This window comes from Nocardia barduliensis, assembly GCF_013315795.1.
GTDB classification, from domain to species: domain Bacteria; phylum Actinomycetota; class Actinomycetes; order Mycobacteriales; family Mycobacteriaceae; genus Nocardia; species Nocardia barduliensis.
In genome coordinates, this window is record NZ_JABLTE010000041.1 from 41809 (window position 1) to 66433 (window position 24625).

The 24625-nt window shown below is 69.5% G+C and carries 25 protein-coding genes and 1 tRNA gene; 13 read left to right on the plus strand and 13 right to left on the minus strand.

All coding sequences use genetic code 11. The features are described from left to right. Positions 1-53: 53 nt before the first annotated feature. Complete coding sequence (locus HOV91_RS19170) at positions 54-806, minus strand: SDR family oxidoreductase (protein ID WP_174186772.1); 753 nt, start codon at positions 804-806, stop codon at positions 54-56. Between the two features lie 78 nt (positions 807-884). On the opposite strand from HOV91_RS19170, the gene HOV91_RS19175 reads away from it, so the two are divergent. Further along, on the plus strand, positions 885-1478 hold the full coding sequence (locus HOV91_RS19175; protein ID WP_174186773.1) for a TetR/AcrR family transcriptional regulator: 594 nt from the start codon (positions 885-887) through the stop codon (positions 1476-1478). Here the strand turns inward: HOV91_RS19175 and HOV91_RS19180 are convergent. Both HOV91_RS19180 and HOV91_RS19185 read right to left on the minus strand, forming a co-directional pair. After that, positions 1475-2368 carry an Abi-alpha family protein gene (locus HOV91_RS19180; RefSeq protein WP_174186774.1) on the minus strand — a complete coding sequence of 298 codons (894 nt, stop codon included), beginning with the start codon at positions 2366-2368 and terminating at the stop codon, positions 1475-1477. The two genes, HOV91_RS19175 and HOV91_RS19180, sit on opposite strands and share 4 nt — an antisense overlap. Further along, positions 2359-3633 (minus strand): DUF445 domain-containing protein, encoded by a 1275-nt coding sequence (locus HOV91_RS19185; protein WP_312884690.1) that lies wholly within the window; start codon positions 3631-3633, stop codon positions 2359-2361. The genes HOV91_RS19180 and HOV91_RS19185 overlap by 10 nt, the downstream gene beginning before the upstream one ends. Before the next feature lie 240 nt (positions 3634-3873). Between HOV91_RS19185 and HOV91_RS39940 the strand changes: the two genes are divergently transcribed. Then, the gene (locus HOV91_RS39940) at positions 3874-4752 is read left to right on the plus strand and encodes an Abi-alpha family protein (RefSeq protein WP_312884691.1); all 879 of its coding nucleotides are present in this window, start codon (positions 3874-3876) and stop codon (positions 4750-4752) included. A gap of 413 nt (positions 4753-5165) precedes the next feature. Further along, on the plus strand, positions 5166-5735 hold the full coding sequence (locus HOV91_RS19195; protein ID WP_174186793.1) for a nuclear transport factor 2 family protein: 570 nt from the start codon (positions 5166-5168) through the stop codon (positions 5733-5735). Between the two features lies 1 nt (position 5736). Here the strand turns inward: HOV91_RS19195 and HOV91_RS19200 are convergent, their stop codons facing one another. Next, a complete protein-coding gene (locus tag HOV91_RS19200) occupies positions 5737-7380 on the minus strand; it encodes a peptide chain release factor 3 (protein WP_174186776.1) in 1644 nt (547 codons plus the stop codon). 304 nt (positions 7381-7684) lie between these two features. Between HOV91_RS19200 and HOV91_RS19205 the strand changes: the two genes are divergently transcribed. Together HOV91_RS19205 and pth are read left to right on the plus strand one after the other, a co-directional pair. Then, positions 7685-8287, plus strand: coding sequence for a 50S ribosomal protein L25/general stress protein Ctc (locus HOV91_RS19205; RefSeq protein ID WP_174186777.1), 603 nt, complete (start codon positions 7685-7687; stop codon positions 8285-8287). Further along, positions 8280-8867 (plus strand): aminoacyl-tRNA hydrolase, encoded by a 588-nt coding sequence (gene pth, locus HOV91_RS19210; RefSeq protein ID WP_174186794.1) that lies wholly within the window; start codon positions 8280-8282, stop codon positions 8865-8867. The genes HOV91_RS19205 and pth overlap by 8 nt, the downstream gene beginning before the upstream one ends. Positions 8868-8890: 23 nt before the next feature. Here pth and HOV91_RS19215 read toward each other — a convergent pair whose 3' ends face one another. Both HOV91_RS19215 and HOV91_RS19220 read right to left on the minus strand, forming a co-directional pair. Beyond that, a complete protein-coding gene (locus HOV91_RS19215) occupies positions 8891-10543 on the minus strand; it encodes a fatty acyl-AMP ligase (protein WP_174186778.1) in 1653 nt (550 codons plus the stop codon). A gap of 98 nt (positions 10544-10641) precedes the next feature. Continuing rightward, positions 10642-11313 (minus strand): lysophospholipid acyltransferase family protein, encoded by a 672-nt coding sequence (locus HOV91_RS19220; protein ID WP_174186779.1) that lies wholly within the window; start codon positions 11311-11313, stop codon positions 10642-10644. A gap of 101 nt (positions 11314-11414) precedes the next feature. On the opposite strand from HOV91_RS19220, the gene HOV91_RS19225 reads away from it, so the two are divergent. Continuing rightward, positions 11415-11975, plus strand: coding sequence for a TetR/AcrR family transcriptional regulator (locus HOV91_RS19225; protein WP_174186780.1), 561 nt, complete (start codon positions 11415-11417; stop codon positions 11973-11975). A 34-nt stretch (positions 11976-12009) separates the two neighbouring features. Here the strand turns inward: HOV91_RS19225 and HOV91_RS19230 are convergent, their stop codons facing one another. Beyond that, positions 12010-13200, minus strand: coding sequence for an aminotransferase class V-fold PLP-dependent enzyme (locus HOV91_RS19230; protein ID WP_174186781.1), 1191 nt, complete (start codon positions 13198-13200; stop codon positions 12010-12012). A gap of 176 nt (positions 13201-13376) precedes the next feature. On the opposite strand from HOV91_RS19230, the gene egtA reads away from it, so the two are divergent. From egtA to egtD, 5 genes are all read left to right on the plus strand, one after another. Beyond that, entirely contained in the window at positions 13377-14723 is a 1347-nt protein-coding gene (gene egtA, locus HOV91_RS19235) for an ergothioneine biosynthesis glutamate--cysteine ligase EgtA (protein WP_174186782.1), read from the plus strand. After that, positions 14720-14854 carry a hypothetical protein gene (locus tag HOV91_RS40540; RefSeq protein WP_281370915.1) on the plus strand — a complete coding sequence of 45 codons (135 nt, stop codon included), beginning with the start codon at positions 14720-14722 and terminating at the stop codon, positions 14852-14854. The genes egtA and HOV91_RS40540 overlap by 4 nt, the downstream gene beginning before the upstream one ends. Beyond that, the gene (gene egtB, locus HOV91_RS19240) at positions 14851-16197 is read left to right on the plus strand and encodes an ergothioneine biosynthesis protein EgtB (protein WP_312884693.1); all 1347 of its coding nucleotides are present in this window, start codon (positions 14851-14853) and stop codon (positions 16195-16197) included. The genes HOV91_RS40540 and egtB overlap by 4 nt, the downstream gene beginning before the upstream one ends. A gap of 75 nt (positions 16198-16272) precedes the next feature. Further along, positions 16273-17082 (plus strand): ergothioneine biosynthesis protein EgtC, encoded by an 810-nt coding sequence (egtC, locus tag HOV91_RS19245; protein WP_174186783.1) that lies wholly within the window; start codon positions 16273-16275, stop codon positions 17080-17082. Between the two features lie 17 nt (positions 17083-17099). Next, positions 17100-18071, plus strand: a complete 972-nt coding sequence (egtD, locus tag HOV91_RS19250) for an L-histidine N(alpha)-methyltransferase (protein ID WP_174186784.1) — start codon at positions 17100-17102, stop codon at positions 18069-18071. 18 nt (positions 18072-18089) lie between these two features. Here egtD and HOV91_RS19255 read toward each other — a convergent pair whose 3' ends face one another. The 6 genes from HOV91_RS19255 to HOV91_RS19280 form a co-directional block, all read right to left on the minus strand. Beyond that, positions 18090-18737: a DUF2461 domain-containing protein gene (locus HOV91_RS19255; RefSeq protein ID WP_174186785.1), complete on the minus strand. Its 648-nt coding sequence runs from the start codon at positions 18735-18737 to the stop codon at positions 18090-18092. 50 nt (positions 18738-18787) lie between these two features. Continuing rightward, entirely contained in the window at positions 18788-19639 is an 852-nt protein-coding gene (locus HOV91_RS19260; RefSeq protein ID WP_174186786.1) for a DUF4190 domain-containing protein, read from the minus strand. 107 nt (positions 19640-19746) lie between these two features. Then, positions 19747-20007: a hypothetical protein gene (locus HOV91_RS19265; protein WP_174186787.1), complete on the minus strand. Its 261-nt coding sequence runs from the start codon at positions 20005-20007 to the stop codon at positions 19747-19749. A 94-nt stretch (positions 20008-20101) separates the two neighbouring features. Then, a complete protein-coding gene (locus HOV91_RS19270) occupies positions 20102-21082 on the minus strand; it encodes a ribose-phosphate diphosphokinase (protein WP_174186788.1) in 981 nt (326 codons plus the stop codon). Beyond that, positions 21079-22569: a bifunctional UDP-N-acetylglucosamine diphosphorylase/glucosamine-1-phosphate N-acetyltransferase GlmU gene (gene glmU, locus HOV91_RS19275; RefSeq protein WP_174186789.1), complete on the minus strand. Its 1491-nt coding sequence runs from the start codon at positions 22567-22569 to the stop codon at positions 21079-21081. The genes HOV91_RS19270 and glmU overlap by 4 nt, the downstream gene beginning before the upstream one ends. Before the next feature lie 89 nt (positions 22570-22658). After that, positions 22659-22729, minus strand: a tRNA-Gln gene (locus HOV91_RS19280). A 345-nt stretch (positions 22730-23074) separates the two neighbouring features. On the opposite strand from HOV91_RS19280, the gene HOV91_RS19285 reads away from it, so the two are divergent. Further along, a complete protein-coding gene (locus tag HOV91_RS19285) occupies positions 23075-23689 on the plus strand; it encodes a TetR/AcrR family transcriptional regulator (RefSeq protein WP_174186796.1) in 615 nt (204 codons plus the stop codon). A 182-nt stretch (positions 23690-23871) separates the two neighbouring features. Next, positions 23872-24519, plus strand: a complete 648-nt coding sequence (locus tag HOV91_RS19290) for a TetR family transcriptional regulator (protein WP_159929184.1) — start codon at positions 23872-23874, stop codon at positions 24517-24519. The last annotated feature ends 106 nt before the right edge of the window (positions 24520-24625 follow it).

The window sequence follows — 24625 nt, forward strand, 5'->3', positions numbered from 1 at the left end:
TGGCGTAGCTCGCTCCGAAGGCGGTGTGTGCGGGCGGCGGCCGCTCACCGCGTTCACAGCAGCGCGCCGCCGGTGGCATCGATCCACTGCCCGGTCACCCACCGCGCGTCCTCGGAGGCGAGGAACCCGACGACGTCGGCCACGTCCGCGGGCTGCCCGACGCGGTTGAGCGGGGACATCGCCGCCACCGCCGTCTGGGTCTCGGCATTGCGCAACCAGTTCGCGTTCATGTCGGTGTCGACGATGCCCGGCGCCACCGCGTTCACGGTGATGCCGCGCGCGCCGACCTCCTTGGCGAGCACGCTGGTGAAACTGTCGATCGCGGCTTTGGTCATGGTGTAGGCGATCAGCTGCGGCATGTGCGCGCCGTGGGTCAGGCCGGTGGAGATGTTGACGATCCGCCCGTCCGTGCGCAACCGGTCCAGGCCGAGGCGGGTGATGAAGAAGGGCGCCTTGGCGTTGATCGCGAAGACGCGGTCGAACGCCGCTTCGTCGGTCCCGGCGATCGGCTCCCTGATGCCGTCGACGCCCGCGTTGTTCACCAGGATGTCCAGTCCGTCGGCGTGTGCGTCGAAGGCCGCCCACAGCGCCTCGGCGTCGCCCGGCACGCCCAGTTCGGCGCGGATCGCGAACGCCGTCCCGCCCGCCGCCTCGATCGCGGCGACGGTGGTTTTCGCCGCCTGCTCGTCGCCGTTGTAGTGGACCGCCACGCGCGCGCCGTCGCGCCCGAGCCGCTCGGCTATCGCCCGGCCGATGCCCCGGCTGCTTCCGGTCACCAGTGCCGTCTTGCCCGTCAATGCGCCCATCGCGGGACTTCCTTTCTCTAGCGGTCGCTACAGAAAGCAAAGTAGCACATTCTCTAGTGACCGCTATAAAATTGCGGCATGAGTACCACGACCCGCGGGCGGCCGCGCTCCTTCGATCGGGACGCGGCGCTGGAGAAGGCCATGCGGCTGTTCTGGGAACGCGGGTACGAGGCCACGTCGATCGGTGACCTGACCGCGGCGATGGGTATCGGTGCGCCCAGCCTGTACGCGGCGTTCGGGGACAAGAAGACGCTGTTCGCCGAGGTCGTCGCGAAGTTCGGCGCGCGCTACGGCGGATTCGTCACGCGGGCGCTCGCCGAGGAACGCACCGCCGACGCGGCGGTGCGGCGCATCCTGCGCGAGGCGGCGGCCGAGTACACCCGGCCGGAGTGCCCGCAGGGCTGTCTGGTGATCAGCGCGGGCGTCAACACCACGAGCGCCGAGATCGCCGACTCCCTGCGCGATATGCGCAATCGGAACATCGACGCGTTCGCCGAGCGCATCCAGGCCGACATCGACGCGGGCGTCCTGCCGGACAGCCTGGACGCGCGCACGCTGGCCCGCTATGTCGGCACGATGATGCAGGGAATGTCCCAGGCGGCTCGGGACGGCGCGAGCCGGGCCGAATTGGAGCGGGTGGCCGAACTCGCGCTGCGTGGTTGGGAGACCTAGTGTCCCGAGGCGCGTCCGTCCTGTACCACCACCGGCAGGCAGGTGCGCACGAAGTCCGCGCCGAAGTCGGTGAGCACCACGCTGCGGTAGATCACTTTGGTGCCGAAGCCGGACCGCTTCAGGATCTCCCGCACCGGCGACTGCGCCTCCAGCAGCTGGTATCGGTTCGGGTTGCCGACCGGCTCGCGCGCGTGCTCGACCAAGCCGAGCCTGCGCAGGTTGGTCAGGTACTGCTGGATCCGGTTGGGGAAGCGCAGGCCGGCGTGCTCGCCGATCAGCGTGAGCATCGAGCCGAGGCGTTCGGAGCCGAGGGCGCGCGGGCGGCCGGTGCGGATGTCGATCGAGGGCTGTGGCCCGTCCAGATGCAGGAAACGCAGGATGCGCGCCTCGTCCGGGGTCAGCTCGGCGAGCATGCCCGCGAAAGCCGGGTGGTTGTCGTCCTCGCCGTGCGGGTTGGCCGACAATCGCAGCAGCGCGGCGCCCTGCTCGCGCAGCGTCGGCACGGCGTCCGGCGCGGTGGGTTCCCCGGCGACCGGGAGGCCGAGCGCTTTGCGCATCGCTTCGCGGACCTCGGACTCCGCCTCGGCCAACACCTCTCGCGGCGGCGCTCCCTCGATGCTGCGCCGCACGACGGTCGAGGTGACGCCGACCGCGGTGCCGACACCCCAGGAGGTCACTCCGGCGACGGCGGTCCACGCGACCCGGGCGACGCCCGTCGCGGCACGCACGGTCGCCACGGGAACGGTTACCCGTCTGGATAATTCGTCGGTGCGAGCGAGGTCGGAAGCCGGCCGCCGGGCGATCTCCTGCGCTGGCTCGGCATTCGCCGCCGTCGCGTCGAGGTGCTCGACGGCCTCGATATCGCCGTCGTCCGGACCCGCTACAGCCATGATGTCGCCACTCCCGTTCCGAAGATCAGGATATGAGCGTATCCGGCGAACAGCCCCAGCACGCCGCCATGGACGAAAAGGAGCCATTCGTCCTGCTTGATAGCCGCGCGGAGCATGTCGACGAAGTCCGGCGGCGACAACATCGCCATCTGCCTGGCGATGTATTCGTTGATCTGCCTGCCCTGGCGGAGGTTGAACTCCGGGTCGGCGAACGCGATGGGCGCGATGGCCATGGCTTCGCTGGTGAACGTGGACTGCAACGAGTCGTATTCGCGGCTGCCGAGCATGAACTTGACGGCGGGACGCGCCGGGCCGAGCGCGCGGTCGGCGGCGGGGCGCAGCGTGTCCTCCAGCATCTGCATGGTGCGATCCGAGCGCGGGCCGTTGAGCAACTCGTCGCCGATATTCGCCACGGTGATCACCTGGCTGGAAACCAATTCCGCGTACCCGTCGGTGATTTCGGACTTGCGTTTGATCAGCAGGCCCTGCCGCCACGGAACCCACCACTTCGGATAGGCGGGCGCGAAGATCATATTGATGCCGATCCAGTTGACCACCCAGCCGATGATCACGCCGCCGATCGGCAGCACGACCAGGCTGGACCAGCCGGTCAGATGCAGCACGACGACCAGCAACACGCCCATCGGCGCGCCGAAGTAGAAACCGAAGTTCTGCATGAATCGCAGTTCCTTCGCGCCGAGCACCTGGAACAGCGTGTTGAGCAGATGCGGCCGGGCCTGGAAGTAGCGGATCACCATCTGCTTCACATCGAGCAGTTGATCGATATTGGCGCCCAATTCCTCGGTCAGCTCGCGCAGGATCTCCGGCAGCTGCTGGCGCACTCTGGCGTGCACCATGTCGCGTACCTGCGCGGGCAGGTTGTACCAGAGCTGGGGGTGCTCGCGGCGCAGGATGTCCTCGACGATGTCCTTGATCTGCGCGTCGGCGATGCTGGCCAGGTGCTCGGCCAGCTTGTCCGGCTCCAGTTCCCGATAGAAGTCGGCGACGCTGCCGAGTTTGGCCAGGCCCTTGTCGACCGCGATGCTGGCCATCTTGTCCGCGCGGGAGGGGACGATGCCCTGCCAGCCGAATCGGCCGTCGTAGCTCAGCAGGGGAAGAACTTGAATTCGCTTGGGAAGGAACGGATACAGCGCGCGCAGACCGGGAACTCGAACGCCGTAGAAGGCGACCGGTTTGAACAGCATGAGTACGCCGGTCCAGTTGGTGATGTAGCCGATCACCCCGGTGAAAAGAGGTATGGTCACGAGCTCGAGGAGGATCGTGGGGTGGATTCCGAATACGCTCTCTAACACGACACCCTCCTGCCGATACACCGGTGATCGCCGCCTCACCGGCACCCAAAACTAGCACCCCCTCGGCAAAGAAACCCCATTGCGCGCCGTGTGCCGGTCGTACTGTCCGAGTCAGGCGGTGCGAATGACCCGCGACACAAGGGGAAGTAATCTGTGGAGCGGATTCGTTCCCCCGGCGATATCGGAGAAGACGTGGCAGACGACAGGACCGGACAGGACGTGGCCAAGCCAGGTTCGCGCGCCGTCGAGCGCAGTTCGGATGTCGAACAGCGGCAGATCAGCAACGAGGCCCGGCTGATCCGCGGCGTGTTCCGAGCGGCAGGCGTGGCCGCGGGCACCGTCGTGCGCGGAAGCCAATGGGCGGTCGGCACGACCTACGAGGTCACCAGGGAGATCACCCAGGCCGCGCTGGACGGGGAGTCCTCGGCCGAGATCGCCGAGCGCACCGGAAACGCGTTGCGTTCCATCGCCCGCAGCGCGCTCGGCGTCACCGAGGGCTCGGTCCGGGAGATCGTCAGCTATGTCCCGACCTCCAACGGCCCCACCTCGCAGCAGGCGCTGGCGGTGGGCTCCTACTTCCGCTCGGCCAGCAGCGAGGAGCTGCGCCGCCGCGGCGACGCGCTGCTGGCCAGGTCCGCCGACGTCTACTTCACCGAGGACGTGCACCCGGCCTACGACCGCATCCTCGACGAACTCGCTCCCGACGAGGCGCGCATCCTGCGCTTCATGGCGCTCAACGGCCCGCAGCCCTCGGTCGACGTGCGCACCAACCGTCCGCTCGGGATCGGCTCGGAACTGGTGCAGGGCGATCTGACCTCGGTGCCCGAGCAGGCGGGAGTGCGTTACCCGGACCGCGCGCGCTCCTACCTGATCAACCTCAACCGCCTCGGGCTGACGCTGACCTCGGACGATCCGGTGGTGCTGAGCCGGTACATGGTGCTCGAGGTGCAGCCGGTGGTGGAGGCGGCGCTGAAGAAAGCGGGCCGGGCGCCCAAGATCGTGCGCAAGAGTCTCCGGCTGACCGAGTTCGGCGAGGACTTCTGCCGCACCTGCTTCACGATCGGTTCCTGAGGCCCGGAGTTGATCTTCGGCGGCATGTTCCGCACCACCGCGATAGCAATCTGATACAACTCTCCCAATCCGGCCTCCGGGGTGGGATTGTTGAGGGTATGGATCAGCGAACCGGCGGGCAGGGGCGCGGCGACCCAGGTTTGGGCATCGCTGGCCAAGTGCGTAATGACCGGGGTGTGGGCTCCGGTGGTCAGCAGCGCGACGACCCGGGATTCACCCCGGAGCGGCAGGAGCGCGGCGGAGTGGACATCGATCCCGGCGGACCCGACCCTGGGGAGCGGGACGTCGATCCGGGCGGTTCCGGCCCGGGTGGCGGCCAGCGGGCGACGCCCATGGGTGAACGGGAACAGGGCGACCGGCGCGCCGGCGGCGGGCGGCTGCGTTTCGACGCCGGACCGATCGACTTCGGGCAGGTGCGCGGCGATCCACGGCCGGGTGGCGGCCAGGAGCGGGGGCAGGACGACGTCTCGGCGATCTCTCGGCTGAAATATCGGTATCTGCGCACCCTCGACACCAAGTCATGGGATGATTTCGCGGACACCATGGTTCCCGAGGCCACCGCCACCTACAGCGAATATCTGCAATTCGAATCGCGCGAGGCGTTCATCGCGTTCATGCGCAATACGCTCGGCCCGCACGTGATCACCGAGCACCGCTGCGATCATCCCGAGATCGACGTGGACGGCGACACCGCCACCGGCACCTGGTACCTCGCCGACACGGTGCTCATTCCGGGCCACAACATGCTGCTGCGCGGCGCGGCCTTCTACACCGACCGCTACGTCCGCTGCGACGACGGACGCTGGCGGATCTCGCACACCGGCTACGAACGCACCTACGAGGTGGTGCTCTCGCTCAGCGACCTGCCCAGCCTGCGCCTGACCTCCAGCCGCTGGGGCCTGATCGCCAAAGAAGACGGCATCTCCTCGGTCGAGCGCGATCCAGGCGTCCCGCCGTTGCGGCCGGAGTCGGAGGCCGGCTGACTCAGTCGGCGGTGGCGACCAGGGGCTCCAAGGTGAGCGCCGGGTGTTCCTTCTCGATGTATTGCAGCCGCCACTTGTCACTGAACAGCGCGAGCAGCGCACCGTCTGAGCGGGTGAACACCTCCACGCCGCGCTGCCGCCCGAGTTCCTCCGCCGACGCGGCATCGGTACGCCGGGCCAGCGTGTAGCCGAGGTGCTCCATCGTGGTCTCGACGTTGAACTCCGTCAGCATCCGCGCGGTCACCACTTCGAACTGCATCGGGCCGACGGCCGCGAGCACGGGGGAGGCGTCGCCGCGGATGTCGTTGCGCAGCACCTGCACCACGCCTTCGGAGTCGAGCTGGTCGACGGCCTTGCGGAACTGCTTGTACTTGCCCGCGGTCCGCGCCCGCAGCACGGCGAAATGCTCCGGCGCGAACGACGGGATCGGCGGGAATTCCACCTTCTTGTCCACGAACAGCGTGTGACCCGGCGCCAGCGCCGTCGCGTTGACCAGGCCGACCACGTCACCCGGATAGGCGGTGTCGACGGTGGCGCGCTCGCGGCCGAACACGGTCAGCGCGTACTTGGTGGCGAACGGCCGCCCGGTCTGCGCGTGGGTGACCACCATGCCGCGTTCGAACTCGCCCGACACGATCCGCATGAAGGCGAGCCGGTCCCGGTGGGCGGCGTCCATGCCCGCCTGCACCTTGAACACCACCGCGCTGAACGGGTCGCCGGTCTCCCTCGGCTTGCCGTCCACGTCCCGCCGCGCCCCCGGCGGCGGCGCGAGCGCGACCAGCGTCTCCAGCAATTGCCGCACGCCGAAGTTCAGCATCGCGGAGGCGTAGATGACCGGTGAGGTCTGACCGGCGAGGAACAGTTCCTGATCATGGTCCTGACCGGTGGCCGAGAGCAGCTCGCTCTCCTCCGCGGCGGTGGTCCACGGCTCGCCCTCGCGCGCCTCGGCGGCCTCGGGCGTGAGCGACTCCTCCGGCGCGATGGTCGCGCCGCCCGCGGTGCGGGTGAAGTGGATGTATTCGAGCGGGACGCCGTCCGGGCCGCGGCGCAGCAGGCCGCGGAAGTCGCCCGCGATGCCGACCGGCAGGAACAGCGGGGTGGGGGTGAGGCCGATCCGCTCGTCGATCTCGTCGAGCAGTTCCAGCGGCGCCCGGCCCGGCCGGTCCCACTTGTTGATCACGGTGATCACGGGGATACCGCGGTGCCTGCACACCTGGAACAGCTTCAGCGTCTGCGGTTCGAGGCCCTTGGCCGCGTCGATCAGCATCACCGCGGCGTCGACGGCGGTGAGCACCCGGTAGGTGTCCTCGGAGAAATCGGAGTGGCCGGGGGTGTCGACCAGGTTGATCACGTTGTCGACGTCGGAACCCTCGACGCGGTAGTTGAACTGCAGCGCGGTGGAGCTGACCGAGATGCCGCGCGCCTTCTCCATCTCCATCCAGTCCGAGACCGTTGACCTGCGCCCGGCCTTGCCGTGGATCGCGCCCGCCTCGGAGATCATCCTGGCGTGCAGGGCGAGCGCCTCGGTGAGCGTGGACTTGCCCGCGTCGGGATGGGAGATCACCGCGAACGTGCGCCGACGGGCGACCTCGGCGGGTAACCCACGGGATGCGGGCGCGACAACACCCTCGGGGGAGGCGCTCAACGCAAGACAACCTTTCGCAGACGACCGATCGGCAACCCCGCCAGCGTACGTGACGCACCCGAGCGCGGACCGAACCGCGGGTGACCACCCGATTCAAAGACCGCCTCTGCGCTGGGGTATGGTGTTCGGGTTGTCTCGGCGAGGGTGACCGCAGACCAGTTTTGCGACACCGTGATCGACGCGGCTCGGCTTCCGGCCGTCCTCGTTCGGTCTTCGCCCCGACGAGTAGACCACCCCGTCAGGTGTGCGAGAACCCCTGACGTGTAACTGACAGCCCGGAAGAGCCGTAGGAGTAGATCCAGTCATGTCCGACGTCAACCTTCTCGAAGCAGCCGTACGCACCGAGTTCGGCAAGGGCGCCGCCCGCCGCACCCGCCGTGCGGGCAATGTCCCGGCCGTGCTGTACGGCCACCAGTCCGACCCGCAGCACCTGTCGGTCAACGCCCAGGCCTTCGCCGCCATCCTGCGCGAGCACGGCACCAACGCGGTGCTGAACCTCGTCATCGACGGCAAGAAGCAGCTCGCGCTGACCAAGTCCGTCGTGGTGCATCCGATCCGCCGCTACATCGAGCACGCCGACCTGCTGATCATCAAGCGCGGCGAGAAGGTCACCGCCGACGTGAACGTCACCGTCACCGGCGACGCCGCCCCCGGCACCCTGGTCACCCAGGAGGCCACCACCGTCTCCATCGAGGCCGACGCCATGAAGCTGCCCGAGGCCATCGAGGTCTCCGTCGAGGGCGTCGAGGCGGGCACCCAGATCACCGCGGGCGCGCTCGAGCTGCCCGCGGGTGTGAGCCTGGCGGCCGACGCCGAGACCCTGATCGTCAACGTCATTGCCGCCCCGGCCGCCGAGCCCACCGAGGGCGAGGGAGAGGGCGCGTCCGAGGGCGAGAGCGCTGAGTAACACCGAAACGTCCGCCGGGCCCGCGCTCGTCGTCGGACTGGGTAACCCCGGTCCCGAATACGAGCGCACCCGGCACAATGTCGGTTTCCTGGTCGCCGACGTGCTCGCCGAGCGCGTCGGCGGTCGTTTCGGTGTGCACAAGAAATCCGGCGCCGACCTGCTGCAGGCGCGACTGGACGGACGCCAGGTGCTGATCGCCAAGCCGCGATCGTTCATGAACCTGTCCGGCAGGCCGGTGGCCGCGCTGGCGAAGTTCTTCTCCGTGCCGCCGACCGAGGTGATCGTCGTGCACGACGAACTCGACCTGCCCTTCGGCGCGATCCGGCTCAAGCGCGGCGGCGGCGAGGGCGGGCACAACGGCCTCCGCTCGGTCTCCAGCGCCCTGACCACCAAGGACTACCTGCGCACCCGCATCGGCATCGGCCGTCCGCCCGGTCGCCAGGACCCGGCCGACTACGTGCTGAAACCGTTCTCCGCCCCGGAGCGCAAAGAGGTGCCGGTGATCGTCGAGCAGGCCGCCGACGCGGTGGAACTGCTGTTGCGCGTCGGGTTGGAGACCGCGCAGAACCAGGTGCACTGACCGCGACCGCCGCGCCTGGACGGTCAGCCGCGGGGCAGATGCATCGCGGTCGCGGCCCTGCGCAGTTTGCCGGAGGAGGTCTTCGGCAGCGCGCCGGGGCCGAGCACGGCGACGGTGCGCGGCCGCGCGCCGACCTCCGCGAACACCTCGTGCACGATCTCGCGCTCGATGCGCTTGACCTCCTCGGGGTTCTGGTGGCTGCCGCTTTCCACCACCACGGCGAAACTCTCCCGCTTCTGGCCCGCGTCCAGCCGCACCGCCACCGCGTTGCCGGGGCGGACACCGGCCACCCTGGTCGCGGCGCGCTCGATGTCGGTGGGGTAGATGTTGCGGCCGCCCATGATGATGACGTCCTTCATCCGGCCGCACACCACGATCAGTCCCTCGTCGGTGAAGTAGCCGATGTCACCGGTGTCCAGCCAGCCTTCGTCGTCCCTGGCGGGCTGGAACCCGTCCACCGTCACGTACCCGGAAGTGACCGCGGGACCGCGCAATTCGATCACGCCCACCGACCGGGTCGGCAGCGGCTGACGTTCGCTGTCGACGATCCGGCCCTCCAGCTGGTCGACCAGGTAGCCGAGGGTGGGCAACCGGCGGATGTTCGCGGGGTGGCCGAGTTCCTCCGGTACGGGCACCGCCTTGCCGAGGGCCTCGAGCAGATCGGCATCGATCACGTCGAGCACCTGACCGTGGCCGGGGTCCGGGATGGACACCGCGAGCGTGGTCTCGGCCATGCCGTAGACCGGCGTGAGCGCCATGGGGTTGAGGCCGAAGCGTTTCCCGGCCGCGGCCAAGGCGTCCATGGTGTCCGGGTCCACCGGTTCGGCGCCGTTCCACATGTAGCGCACGCTGCTGAGGTCGAACGCTCCGTCGTCGGCCTGCCGTAGCCGTCTTGCCAGCAGTGAGTAGGCGAAATTGGGTGCGGCGGTGACGGTTCCACGGTATTTGCTGATCAGCTCGGCCCACAGCAGTGGCTTGGTGAGGAAGTCCAGCGGCGTCACGCACACCACTTCGGCGCCGAATTGCATGGGCACACTGAGGAATCCGACCATGCCCATGTCGTGGAACAGGGGCAGCCAGCTGACCATGACGTCGTCCTCGAGCTGGAATTTCACCCGGTCGAACATGGCGTGGGCATTGACGAAGAAGTTCTCGTGTGTGATCCGCACCGCCTTGGGCGAACCGGTCGAACCGGACGTCAACTGCTGCAGGGCGATATCGCCCTCGGCGGTGGGTACCGGGTCGACGTCGGGACCGTCGGGCAGCTGATCGATGCGCACCACGGTGATGCCGCCTTCCCGCAGCAGCGGCTCGGCCGCCTCGAACGGCGCGCCGAGCACGACGGCGCGCGCTTCGATCATGGTCAGCACGGTTTCGGTGTCGCGCGCCCAGACCACCAGATCGGTGCGCGGAGTCGGCTGGTGCAGCATGGTGATCGACGCGCCGCGCATCCAGACGGCCTGGCAGGCCGGGGCGATGTCGACCGGCATACCGGCCAGCACACCCACCGCGTCGCCGTGCCCGATGCCCGCTTCGGCCAGCCCGCCCGCCATACGTCGAGCGATCCGGTGGATCTCGGCCCAGGTGCGCCGCAGCGGGGCGCCCGGCTCGCCGGTCACCAGTCCGCGCTCGGAGGATTGCGCCGTGGCATACATCTCGTCGGTGAACCTGCTCAATGTTCAACTCCTAACCACCAGCTGTCGCCGGGAACCGGCCTCCCCCAACTATCCCGCCATCGCGGGGCGACGTTAACCCCCTTTCTGGGGGGTGCAGGTCAGCGGCGGGATGCGTGCGTCCGAAAGGTAGCCGCGTAGCGGTCGACGTAGTGCCGGCCCGAGCGCGCGGCGATCTCGCGCATCAGTTCGTCGGTGGCGGCGCGCACCAGGTGACGCTGCTCGGTCGCCGGATAGCGGCGCGGGGCCCCGAACTCGATGCGCACCTTGCCGAAACGCGGCAGACGGCTGCCGCGTGGGTTCACCCGGTCGGTGCCCGCGAGAGTCACCGGAACGACCGGCGCGCCGGTGGCCATCGCGACCCGCAAGGCGCCGGTGCGGCCGCGATAGATCCGCCCGTCCGGGGATCGGGTGCCCTCGGGATGGATGGCCCAGACCCCGCCCGCCGCCAGGAGGCGAGTGGCGGCGGCGAGCGCGTCCGCGGCCGCGCTGCCACCGGTCCGATCGACCGGAACCTGTCCGGAGACCGTGTAGAACCACCGGTTGAACCGGCCTCGCAGGCCCTTTCCGGTGAAGTACTCCTGTTTCGCCAGGAACGTCACGCGCCGCGGGACGACCAGCGCGAGATACAGCGAGTCGATCACGGCGAGGTGATTGGCCGCGATGATGACCGGCCCGGTTCGCGGAATATTGTCCAGCCCGGTAACCACGGGTCTGCCGAGCAACCGCAGCGCCGGGCCGAGCAAGACGTACTTGAACAGCGGATACCACACGGGAACCTCCAGGAGACGAGTGTGTAGACACTGTCTACCCGATCTTGTAGACACTGTCTACTCGGCGTGACCCGGCGGTCCCGGCCGTAGACAATGTCTGCATGGTGGAGAGCGAATCGCTGCGGGATCGGCTGGTGGACGCGGGCGTCGACCTGCTCGAAGAGGTCGGTGCGGCGCGACTGGGACTGCGTGCGATCACCCGGGCCGCAGGTGTCTCCCACGGTGCGCCGCGGCGGCACTTCCCGACGCACCGCGCACTGCTGGCTGCCGTCGCCGCACGCGGGTTCGCCGACCTCACCGAACGGTTCACCGAGGTGGACGCCGGGTCCGCGCGCGAGCGGCTCACCCGGATGAGCGCCGAGTACATCGAGTTCGCCGGGCGCAGGCCGGAAATGTTCAGCCTGATGTTCCGGCACGACCTGCTCGAGGGCTCCGGCGAGAATCTGCGGTCGGTCACCCTGCCGCTGTTCGCGCGCTTCGCCGACCTGGTCGCCGCGGCGGCGACCTCCGGCTCGATCGATCCGCGCGCTCGCGCCATCGCCCTGTGGACCAATCTGCACGGCATCGCCACCGTGCGCGCCAATCGCAGCTTGCGTCTGGTCGAACCGGGCTTCGACGTGGCGGCTCTGGTGGCCAGGGCACTCGAAGTGCACCTGGCCTGAACCGCTGTCCGGCTCGGGTTTCCGCGTCCGCCGCTCAGGCTCGCAGCGCTGCCACCGCGGCGACGAATCGGTCGAGTTCGTCGAAGCTGACGAAGCAGTGCGGCGAGGCGCGCACGACCGACCGCAGACCGCGCCCGGTCATATCCAGCAGGGTCGAACCGGCATGGCTGACCGTGACCGTGATGTCCTGCGCCAGCAACCGGTCGCGCACCTCGACGGGGTCGAGGCCGTCGACGGTGAAGGACACGATGCCGCTGTGCCGGATGCCCAGGTCGCGCACCGTCACGCCGGGCAGCTCCGGCAGGGCTTTGCGCAGGTGTTCGGCGCGGGCCGCGATCGTTGCGTAGACCTCCTGCGGGCCCAGCTCGAGCAGGTACCGCACCGCCGCGCCCAAGCCGAGGCGGCCCGCGACGTCGCACTCCCAGAACTCGAAGCGGCTGGCATCGGGCGCGAGCCGGTACTCGTCGGGGCCGGTCCATTCCGCGCCGTGCAGATTCAGCCGCGCGGGTTCCATCGAGCGCGCCAACTCCGGGCGCAGGTACAGGAACCCGGTGCCGCGCGGGCCGCGCAGCCACTTGCGGCCGGTCGCCGACAGCGCGTCCACGCCGAGTTCGGCCACGTCGATGGGCAGTTGACCGGCCGACTGGCAGGCGTCCAGCAGCACAAGCGCACCGACCGAGTGCGCGATCCGGGTGGCCTCGGCGGCCGGGTTCACCAGGCCGCCGTTGGTCGGCGCGTGCAGCACCGAGACCAGCTTGACCCGCTCGTCCACCAGCGCTTCCAGCGCGTCGAGGTCGATCTGGCCGCTGCCGTCGCTCGGTATCTTCTCCACCGTGGCTCCGGTGGCGCGGGCGCGCTGCAAGGCGGCGATGGCGTTGCTGGCGTAGTCGGCCTCGGAGACCAGGATGCGGTCGCCCGCGGCGAGCGGGACCGAGTAGAAGAAATCCGCCCAGGAGCGGGTGGCGCTGTCGCTGAGCGCGATGCTCTCGGGCGCGGCGTTGATCAGCGCGCCGATCGCGGTCTTGACCTCGGCGAGATCGTCGAGCCGCTCGTTCGCCGCGCGATAGCCACCGATCTCCGACTCGCGCAGCAGATGCGCGACGACGGTGTCGGTGACGACTCGCGGCGGGAGCGACGATCCGGCGCTGTCGAGGAAAACGGGGCCCGGTCCCGGCCCGGATACGCACCCGGGCGTGTCGGCTCGTACGCGATCGTCATCCAGCATGCAGCCGACCCTAGCCGGTGAAATGTTCGGCTTCATGTCGGTTTCTTGTCGGCGTGCGTGGCTACGCTGGATTGGTCGCCGCACGCGATTTCGGCCGGGGAGTGGAATACCGCCGCGCCGAATGGCGATAACCGAAGAGCAGCGGACTACGTCCCGGACGCCTACTGGAGGTTGGCATGGCGGTCACGCTCGAGAGTCCTGAGTCGGCCGGTTGTGCCACCGAGCAGGGGGAACTGTCCTCCCGAGCGGCGGCGGAAGCGTATATCGGCGGGGTGTGCTTCAAACTCGGGCCACCCGCCCTGATCGGCGCCGAACTGGAGTGGCTCACGGTGCACGGTGAGTGTTCGGCGTCCGGCCCCGCGGCCGCTCCGCGCCCGCAGCTGTCCGCCTTGGCGGACGCGCTCGGACCGTACGCACCACGGTCCATCGCCCCCGATTCACCGGCGCTCGCGCTGCCGGGGGGCAGCCGGGTCACTCTCGAACCCGGCGGTCAGATCGAACTCTCCAGCGCTCCCTACGGCGCTGCCGCGCAGCTGTGTGATCGGCTGCGCGACGATGCCCGCCTGTTGCGGGAACTCCTCGAATCCCGGTCCATCCGCCCGGTTTCCGTCGCCGCGGACGCCGACCGCCGCCCCAAACGCCTGCTCCAGCTCCCGCGCTACCGCGCGATGGAGCGCGCCTTCGGCGGCATCGGGCCGTTCGGCAAGCTGATGATGTGCAATACCGCCGCCACCCAGGTCAGCGTGGACGCCGGCGCCGACCACGCGGACGTCACCGCGCGCTGGAGCGCCCTGTACGCCGTCGGCCCCGCGCTGCTGGCCGCTTTCGCCTGTTCCCCCGCCCTGCGTGGCGCGCCGCCCGGAGCCTGGGCGTCCCAGCGCATGCGGGCCTGGCTGCGCCTGGACAACACCCGCACCCGCCCTCCGGTGCTGGACTGGACCGACCCGGTGGCCGCGTACGGCCGATGGGCGCTGGACGTGCCGCTGCTGTGCGTGCGCAGACCCGAAGGGGTCGCGGCACCCGGTGACGGCCAGGACGAGGGATGGTTCGCACCGCCAGGGGCGACCTTCGCCGACTGGCTGTCCGGCGCGCTGGACGACGAGGTGGGACGCCGCCCCGATATCCGCGATCTCGACTATCACCTGACCACGCTGTTCCCGCCGGTGCGCGCCTCGGGCCACCTGGAAGTCCGCTACATCGATGCTCAGCCCGGGGAGGGGTGGACCGTCCCGGTGCACGTGATCGACGCGCTCATGTCCAGCCCCGCGGTGGTCGCGGAGGCGAGCTCGATCGCCGCGCCGCTGGCCGCCCGCTGGGTCGACGCCGCCCGCTACGGATTGGCCGACCCGGATCTCCGTGCCGCGGCGGTCGCCCTGTTGCGGCTCGCGGCCGCGCACACCGCCACCGACGAGGCGGCCCGCGCCGTCGAATCCGCCGCCGAACGATGCCTTCGTGGTCGCACCCCGGTCGAGGACGACGTCGCACACGGTCTCGACGCGCGGCCTCCGGAGGCCGCCACGTGACCAGGCGCCAGCCGCGCTTCCCCGACGGCGCCCCGGCCGAACGGGCCGGTGAGCGCCGAATCACCCGCAGCCGCACCGACTCCCGCGGCACCGACGCCGACCAGCACGAATCTCGGAGATATTTCCCGTGACCACTTCGCATTCCGCCCCCACCGACAACTCCGGCGCCGAACAGCTCCGCGACCGGATCGCCGAGGTGCTCACCCGGGCCAGGCAACGCACCCTCACCCTCACCGACTGCCTCGACGAAGCCGAACTGGTGGCTCAGCATTCGCGCCTGATGAGCCCGCTGGTCTGGGACCTCGCGCACATCGGCAACCAGGAGGAGCTCTGGCTCGTGCGCGACGTCGGCGGGCGCGATCCGGTGCGCGCCGACATCGACGAACTCTACGACGCCTTCAAGCACGCCCGCGCGAACCGGCCCGCGCTGCCGCTGCTGGATCCCGGCCAGGCCCGCGGTTACGTCGGCACCGTGCGCGACAAAGTCTGGGATGTGCTGGAGCGCATCGATTTACGGGGCCGACCGCTGGTCGACACCGGTTTCGCGTTCGGCATGATCGCGCAGCACGAGCAGCAGCACGACGAGACCATGCTGGCCACCCATCAGTTGCGCGCGGGCGCGCCGGTGCTCGCCGCGGCGGGCCCACCGGCGTCGGCGGTCCCGGTCACCGGGGAGGTCGTCATCCCGGCGGGCGAATTCACCATGGGCACCTCGACCGAGGCGTGGGCGCTGGACAACGAGCGCCCCGCCCATCGGGTGCGGGTGCCCGGATTCGCGATCGACGCCGCGCCGGTGACCAACGAGCAATACCTGGCGTTCGTCGACGACGGCGGGTACGAGCGCCCCGAGCTCTGGTCCGAACGTGGCTGGGCGCATCGCGTCGAGGCGGGTTTGGTCGCGCCGCAGTTCTGGGAGCGCGATCCGTCCGGGCGCTGGTGGCGGCGGGTGTTCGGGGTGATGACCCCGCTGCGGCCCCGGCAGCCGGTCGTGCACGTGTGCTGGTTCGAGGCCGAGGCGTATGCGAACTGGGCGGGCAAGCGCCTGCCCACCGAAGCGGAGTGGGAGAAGGCGGCCAGGTTCGACCCGGCCACCGGCGAGTCGCGGCGATTCCCCTGGGGCGACGCCGATCCCGATGCCGCCACCGCGAACCTCGGGCAGCGCCACCTGGAACCGGCGGAGGTCGGCGCGTATCCGGCGGGCGCGTCCGCTGCGGGCGTGCACCAGCTGATCGGCGACGTGTGGGAGTGGACCGCCTCGGGTTTCGAGGCGTACCCGGGTTTCCGCGCGTTCCCGTACCGGGAGTACTCCGAGGTGTTCTTCGGCGGGGACTACCGTGTGCTGCGCGGCGGCTCTTTCGGCACCGATCCGGTGGCCTGCCGCAGCACCTTCCGCAACTGGGATCACCCCATTCGCCGCCAGATCTTCGCGGGGTTCCGCTTGGCGCGGGACCTGCGCGCGGGGGAAGGCGAGTGAGCGACACTCCGCCCGCCGGGCGGTCGAACCGGGGTGATGTTGCGTGTGAGCCGCGCCCCGCCCAGGCGGGTGCGGATGTGTAGACACCTGGGTTACGTCGGCCCGCCGGTGCGGGTGGGCGAGATGTTGACCCTCGGCTCACATTCCCTGCGCACCCAGTCCTGGGCCCCGCGCGATATGCGCCACGGCGGAACCATCAACGCCGACGGCTTCGGCGTCGCGTGGTGGCGCCTCGCGGAGAACGACGCGGTCGTCGCCAGCCGTTACCGCAACGCCGCGCCGATCTGGACCGACCCGGCGGTGGACGAGGTGCTCGGCCAGTTGGAGTCCGCCGCCGTGCTCGGCGCGGTGCGGTCGGCGACGGTCGGTATGCCGGTCGAACGGTCGGCGTGCGCGCCGTTCACGCGCGACCGCTGGGCGTTCAGCCACAACGGCGTAGTGCCGGACTGGCGTCGCACGCTGTCCGGCGTGGCCGCGGAGTTCGCGCTCATCGCGGCCGAACTGGGGGCGGAGGACCTGTTCACCCCGGCCCGGCTGCTGGAGGCCGAATCGGCTACCGACGCGGCGACGCTGTGGGTGCTGCTGTGCGATCTGCTCGCGACCAGCTCACCGGACGGCGAGTGGTCGGCGGCGCCCGCGGCGCTGCGGCTGCTCGTGTCCGCGATCCTCGACCGGGCGCCGGACGCACGCCTGAATCTCCTGCTCTCCGACGGTGCGCAGCTGTGGGCGACCACCTGCCACCACTCGTTGTCGGTGCTGGTCACCGACGATTTCGCGCTCGTGTCCTCCGAACCGTTCGACGAAGACCCCCGTTGGCAGTCGATCCCGGACCGCTGCCTGGTGAGCGCCAGGCCCGGCGCGCTGTCCGTCGACGCCCTCCTCTGACCCGAAAGGCCCGTGCCATGACCGCAGCCTCGCTGGACATCCACCTCACCGAAGACGATCTCGACGCGGCGCTCCGCTCGGACGCCAGGCTCGGGCTCACCGCGGACCCGAAGTGGTTGCCGCCCAAATACTTCTACGACGCCAGGGGCAGCGAACTGTTCGAACAGATCACCGAACTGCCCGAGTACTACCCGACGCGCACCGAGCGCGCGCTGCTGGAGCGGGTGGTCGACGAGATCGCCGACGCCGCGCAAGCCGAGGTACTGGTCGAGCTGGGCGCGGGATCGGCGGCCAAGACGCGCCTGCTGCTCACCGCGCTGAGTGCGCGGGCACCCTTGAAGAAGTACGTGCCGCAGGACGTCTCTCCCGCGGCGCTGCGAGCCGCCGCCGACGAGGTCGCGGCCGAATTCCCCGGCCTCGCCGTGCACGGTGTGGTCAGCGACTTCACCGACACCCTGGACAACTTGCCGCGCGGGGGACGCCGGATGATCGCCTTCCTCGGCGGCACCATCGGCAACTTGGTCCCCGAGGAGCGGGCCGACTTCCTCGCCAAGATCCACGCCGTGCTCGAGCCGGGCGAACACCTGCTGCTCGGCGCCGGGCTGGTCATCGACCCGGCGGTGCTCGTTCCCGCCTACGACGACGCGGCGGGTGTCACCGCCGAGTTCAATCGGAACGTCCTGCGCGTGCTGAACGCGCGCTTGCGTGCCGACTTCGCACCGGAGCGGTTCCGGCACGTCGCCGTCTGGGACGCGGCGCACGAGTGGATCGAGATGCGGCTCGAGGCGAGCGAGGACATGACCGTCACGGTCGCCGACCTCGACCTCACCGTGCGCTTCGGCCGCGGTGAACAGATCCGCACCGAGATCTCGGCGAAGTTCCGGGTCGACGGCCTCGACGCCGAACTCGCCGCCGCGGGCTTCGCCACCGCGCAGGTGTGGACCGATCCCGACGACCGCTTCACCCTGGTGCTCGCCCGGCGGCGCTGACCGACCGCCGATCGGCGGTCACCGCGCGGGTGCGCCGCCGATCACCGCCGCCAGCCATTCGACCAGCGGCCGCATCGTCTCCCACGCCGCGCGGACTTCCTTCGCCGCCCGGGGCGTCTCCAGCCAGGCGGGCGCGCCGAATTCCCGGCCGCAGGTGATGGATTTGTGCCGGAGCAGGTCGATGCGGGGATGGTCGGCGTCGTAGCCCTTGGGTTTGGTCTTCAGCTTCTCGCCGCCGATGGTGTAGCCGGCGGCGGCGAGCTGCGCGAGGATCGCCGCCAGCTCGGGGCCGCGTACGTCGTCATCGATGGTGGCGCGCAGCTGGGCGAGCTGGTCGGGCGAGCCCTGGTAGAAGCCGCCGCCGACGTACAGGCCCCCGGCATTGACCTGCACGTACCAGCCCGCGCCCGGTGCGGCGCGCACCACGGCGCCCTGCGCGGTCTTGTACGGCGACTTGTCCTTGGCGAATCGCACGTCCCGGTAGGGCCGGAAGATCTTGGCCGGACCGAAATCCGGCTCGAGTTCGGCGACGAGCGCTTTCATCGGAGCAAGCACCGCCTCGTCGTAGATCCGCTTGTGCGCGGTCCAGAACGCCTTGGAGTTGTCGGCCTCCAAGTCCTCGTAGAAGTCCAGTCCGGCCAGCGGGAAGCCCGCGAATCCGGTCATCCTCGCGCACCCGCCGCACCGGTGCCACCGAAAAGACGCATACCGGAAATCTACGTGGAGATCTCTCCGCCGAACACGGCGAATCCCACGATGAAGCCGATCACCATCGCGACAGCCGCCGCGATCGCTGCCCATTTGCCGAGTGATTCGCCCTTGTTGTGCCCGATGATGCCGAGGATTATCCCCGCCGGGCCGAACAGGAACGGGCAGAACAGCACCGCGGTGATCGCGCAGACGAACCCGATGATCGAGTACACCTGACCCCCCGGCTGCCTCGGCGGGGTGGCGTAGGGCTCGTATCCCTGCTGCGGGTAGGACGGGTAGCCGTATTGCGGCTGCTGCTCCGACTGCGGATAGCCGTACATGTCGCCCTGCGGATACCCGGATCGACCGGTCGGCGGATACGGCTGCTCCGCGTCGGCGGGCTGCCCGGTCGGCGGATAGGGCGGTTGCCCACCGGACCCGTATCGCGTGTGCTCGTCGGGTGTGAACCGGTGCGTCGGATCGTCGGAGGGCTGCGGCGCGGAGCCCGACAAGGGCGTTCCCGGCGCGGCGGGTTCGGCGCCCCAGGACTGCTGAGGACCGGGGCTGTCGGCGCCCCAAGGTTGCGGCTCGGCCGGCTGGCCGCTGGGCTCGGCGCCCCACTGGCCGCCCAGCGGTCCCGCAGGCGGCGCACCGGTCGGCTGCCACCACTGGTCCGGCGGTACCGCCGGACCTCCGGGCGGTTGCGCGGCAGCGGGGTCGTGCTCGGTGGGTTGTGCGCCAGGTGTCTGGGCCGGAGCGGCGCCGGTCAGGGGCTGGGCAGGCTCGTCACCGGAGGGCTCCCCGGTCTGCTTCGACAATGGCGACTCCGGCGGCCGCTGCTCGTCGTCGGTGTGCTCCGGATCCTTCGGCGTGCTCATCGCACCCTCCTCGTGTCGTCCCGGTCACGCAACCTATGCCTACCACGGTGCACGCGGCGTCATGCCCGATTGCGCCAGCGTGGCGCGTCGGAGGGGGGGCGAACGGCTCAGAGGTCCTGATCGTCGACGATCTCTATCGCGGCCACCTCGGCCGAGCGGTCGTCGGCCTCGTCGTCTCCTGCGCGGCCGTCGCGCGGCGTCCACTCCTGGTCCAGTTCGTCGCCGATGCCGAGCCTGCCGTCGTCCTCGTCCTCGTGGTAGCGGATGCGTAGATCGTCGGGCGGATCCTCGATGTTGCGCTGATACTCGCGGATCTCGTCCTCTTGGTCGTCATCCCCCATCTCGGTTTCCAACGGGTCACGGTCCATACCCCCAGTATCCCCACGGATCGCCGCGCCTAACGCGGACACGCAAACGGCGGCCCGAACCGGAGTTCGAGCCGCCGTTTCCGCGGTGGGATTCTTACGCGTTTCCGTTGAAAAGACCTGTCACCGAGCCGTTCTCGAAGACCTCGCGGATGGTGCGGGCCAGCAGCGGCGCGATGGACAGCACGGTCAGCTGCGGGAACTTCTTGTCCTCGGTCAGCGGCAGGGTGTTGGTCACCACGACCTCCTTGGCGCCGCAGGTGGCGAGGCGCTCGGCGGCGGGCGGGCTCAGCACACCGTGGGTCGCTGCGATGACCACGTCACCGGCGCCGGCCTCCTTGAGCACCTTGACCGCGCCCGCGATGGTGCCGCCGGTGTCGATCATGTCGTCGATCAGGATGCAGGTGCGGCCCTCGACCTCGCCGACCACGCGGTTGGACTTCACCTGGTTGGGCACCAGCGGGTCGCGGGTCTTGTGGATGAAGGCCAGCGGCGAGCCGCCCAGCGAGTCGGCCCACTTCTCGGCGACGCGCACGCGACCGGAATCGGGGGAGACGACGGTGATGTGCTCGAGGCTGTAGTTGGTGCGGATGTACTCCGCCAGCTGCACCTGGGCGTGCATGTGGTCGACCGGGCCGTCGAAGAAGCCCTGGATCTGGTCGGTGTGCAGGTCGACGGTGATGATCCGGTCCGCGCCCGCGGTCTTCAGCAGGTCCGCGACCAGGCGGGCCGAGATGGGCTCGCGGCCGCGGTGCTTCTTGTCCTGGCGGGCGTACGGGTAGAAGGGCAGCACCGCGGTGATCCGCTTGGCCGAGCCGCGCTTGAGCGCGTCGATCATGATGAGCTGCTCCATCAGCCACTGGTTCAGCGGCGCGGGGAAGCTCTGCAGGACGAAGGCGTCGGAGCCGCGGACGGACTCCTCGAACCGGACGAAGATCTCGCCGTTGGCGAAGTCCCGTGCGATCTGCGGCGTGACGTGGACGTCGAGTTCCTTGGCGACCTGCTCGGCCAGCTCGGGATGAGCGCGTCCCGCGAAGAGCATCAGGTTCTTCTGGTTATCGATCCATGACGCGGTCACTGCTGATTGCCATCCTTTTGCTCTATTGCCTGACCCGACATCTCCTTGGCCGCGATGGCTTCCGCCGCCGCGCGCGCCGCGTCCGTCCCTGGACGGTGTCGCTGCACCCAGCCCTCGATGTTCTTCTGCGGACCACCGGAGACCGCGAGAGCTCCGGGCGGAACGTTTCTGCGCAGTACAGTACCCGCCGCCGTATATGCTCCGTCACCCACCGTCACCGGCGCGACGAACATGGTGTCGCTGCCGGTGCGCACGTGCGAGCCGACCACGGTGTGGTGCTTGGTCACTCCGTCGTAGTTGACGAAGACGCTGGACGCGCCGATGTTGCTGTGCTCGCCGATGGTGGCGTCGCCGACGTAGGTGAGGTGCGGCACCTTCGAATGCGCGCCGATCGAGGCGTTCTTGGTCTCGACGAAGGCGCCCAGCTTGCCCTCGTCGCCCACGACGGTGCCGGGACGCAAGTAGCTGAACGGGCCGATGGTCGCCTTCGGGCCGATCGTGGCGCCCTCGCCGTGGGTGCGGATCACCCTGGCGCCGTCGCCGACGACGACGTCGGTCAGCGTGCTGTCCGGGCCGACCTCGGCGTCCTCGCCGACGACCGTGCTGCCGAGCAGCTGTACGCCGGGCCGCAGCACCGCGTCTCTCCCGATGCGCACGCTGGCGTCCACCCAGGTGGAGGCGGGGTCCAGGATCGTGACGCCCGCGCGCATGTGGCGCTCCAGGATGTAGCGGTTGAGCGTGCGCGCCGCCGAGGCCAGCTGCACCCGGTCGTTGACGCCGGTGACCTTGGCCGCGTCGACCAATCGCGCGCCGTGCACCGGGTGACCGGCTTCGCGGGCCAGGCGCAGCACATCGGTCAGGTACAGCTCGTGCTGGGCGTTGGCGGTGGAGAGCCTGCTGATCATGGTGCGCAGCACCGCGGCGTCGAAGGCGTACACACCGGAGTTCACCTCGGTGATCGCGGCCTGCTGCGGAGTGGCGTCGGCGTGCTCGACGATCTCGGTCAGCTGGCCGTCGGCGTCGCGCACGATGCGGCCGTAACCGTTCGGGTCCTCCGGCACGAAGGTCAGCACGGTGACCGCGGGCCGTTCGGCGTAGCTGCGGTGCTCGTCGAGCAGCGCGGCCAGGGTGTGCCCGTCGAGCAGCGGCACGTCCGCGGAGGTGACCAGCACGTCGCCGGTGAATCCGACCGGCAGCGCGTCCAGCGCGCACTGCACCGCGTGCCCGGTGCCGAGCTGCTGTTCCTGGAGCGCGGGGGTGATCTCCCGGCCCAGGTCGTCGGCGACCGCGGTCACCGCCGCGCCGACTTGCTCGCGGTCGTGCCCCACCACGGTGATGAGATACGCGGGGTCGATCTCGTTCGCCGCATGCAGCGCGTGCGCGAGCATGCTCCGACCGGCCAGCGAATGCAGCACCTTGGGGGTCTTCGACCGCATTCGCGTCCCGGCACCGGCTGCGAGAACGACGACGGCGGTCTGCTGTGGCATGGATCTCCCTCGGCTGCCTGTCCTCGTGCGGGGCGTCGTCGTGCTTGGTCAGCGATGTGCGGGCCAACGATAGTCATCGTGCTCTCGAGCTCCGCCGCCAGGACTCGAACCTGAACTCTCTGAACCAAAATCAGATGTGCTGCCATTACACCACGGCGGATTGCCACACCGGCGGTTGGCGAACCCCCGCCGCTGTGCCACGGCACGAGATGAATCCTCGCATACTCGCCCGCCTCCCCGCGAATTGTTGGGCGGAGGGTCGAGCGGTCGTGGCGCCGAGCTGTCTGGAACAGTGGTATCCGAACGTCGGCGTCGTTCGTCGGAGCCCCGGATGCGACGCCGTCTCGCACGCACATGGGTAACTCGCGGGGCGCGCCCACGACTGTGCCGGGCATGCGATCGGCGGCCGGAGTGAACGTCGAGGCACGCGCAGTCGGCGAGAACGCGGAGAGGCGGAGGATTGTCAGTGTCTTCGGGTGAGTCGCATCGAGTGCCCCGGCCGCGGATGACCGGCACCCAGCGGCGCCAGCAACTGATCGAGATCGGACGCGCGCTGTTCGCCGAACGCGGCTACGACGCGACCTCGATCGAGGAGATCGCGCAGCGCGCCCAGGTCTCCAAACCCGTGGTGTACGAACACTTCGGCGGCAAGGAGGGGCTGTACGCGGTCGTCGTCGACCGCGAGATGTCGATGCTGCTGGACATGATCACCTCTTCGCTCACCCGCAACCGTTCCCGGATCCGGCTGGAACAGGTCGCGCTGGCGCTGCTGACCTACATCGAAGAACGAACCGACGGGTTTCGAATTCTGGTGCGCGATCAGCCCGCCGCCGCCGCGGAGGGCCGGTATTCCAGTTTGCTCAACGAGGCGACCAATCAGGTGGCGCACATCCTGGCCGGTGATTTCGAGCGCCGCGGGTTCGACACCAGCCTGTCCACCCTCTACGCGCAGGCGCTCGTCGGCCAGGTGGCTACCGCCGCGACCTGGTGGCTGGACGAACGTCAGCCGTCGAAAGAGGTTGTTGCGGCTCACCTGGTGAACCTGTGCTGGAACGGGCTGAGCCATCTGGAGGCCGATCCGCAACTGAGTTCGGAGTGGCGCGCCGGCGCCGGTGAGTGACCCGGATTGTTAACTAGCAAATTGCGCGGCCGGTCCGGCCGAATGCGCGAATTGGCTGCCGGGCGCGCGCCTGGTGGTACGGTTCACCCATCCTTTGGGTGCTGTTCGGGCGGTAAGTCGGTCAACTTCGGGATGTCGGTCTACTTCAGGATGGCTGGTTTTTAGGATGACAGGCGGATCTGATGGCTAGGCAAGCGCGCGCGGAGATCACCCGCGATTCCGTCCTGGCAGGCGCTGCCGATGTCTTTCTGCGCTTGGGATATGCGAATGCGAGCCTGAGCGAGATCATCGCGCAGTCCAATGTGACCAAGGGCGCCTTGTACTTTCACTTCGGTTCGAAGGAAGAACTGGCGCGCGCCGTGGTCGACCAGGGCAACGAGCGACTGACCAGCTCGTGTCAGGGCTTCTTCGATCCCCGGGTGCCCGCGCTCGAAGCGTGTATCGGCATCACCTACGTCGTCGCCGACCTATCGATGAACGACCCGATGGTGGGCGCCATGCTGAAGCTCACCCACCAGATCGGCGACTATCGCGGCGCCCAGGGTGACAACATCGCCAAGAACTGGGGCGACACCTACCGCCTGCTCGCCGAACGAGCCATCGCCCAGGGCGACCTGATCGCCGACCTGGACGCGGAAGTCATCGGCCTGCTGTGGCAGGAGATGGCCGCGGGCGTGCACATCATCGCCGTGGGCACCGAGTCCATCGACGAGATGGCGGTCCGGATGGAGCGCGCCTGGTACTTCTTGCTCCCAGCCCTCGTTCCGCCGGAAAAGCTCTCGTATTTCCGGGAATTCGCGGCAAGAAGGTTGCGGCGGTACGTGCCGTAGTTTTGGCCGCGCGGGCGCGGCGGGTTCGCGGCCCCCTGGTGGCTCGCGTTTGCGCGGCCGCCGCTTGCTCCTTCGTCGCTTGCGCGGCGGCCGCGCAAACGCGAGC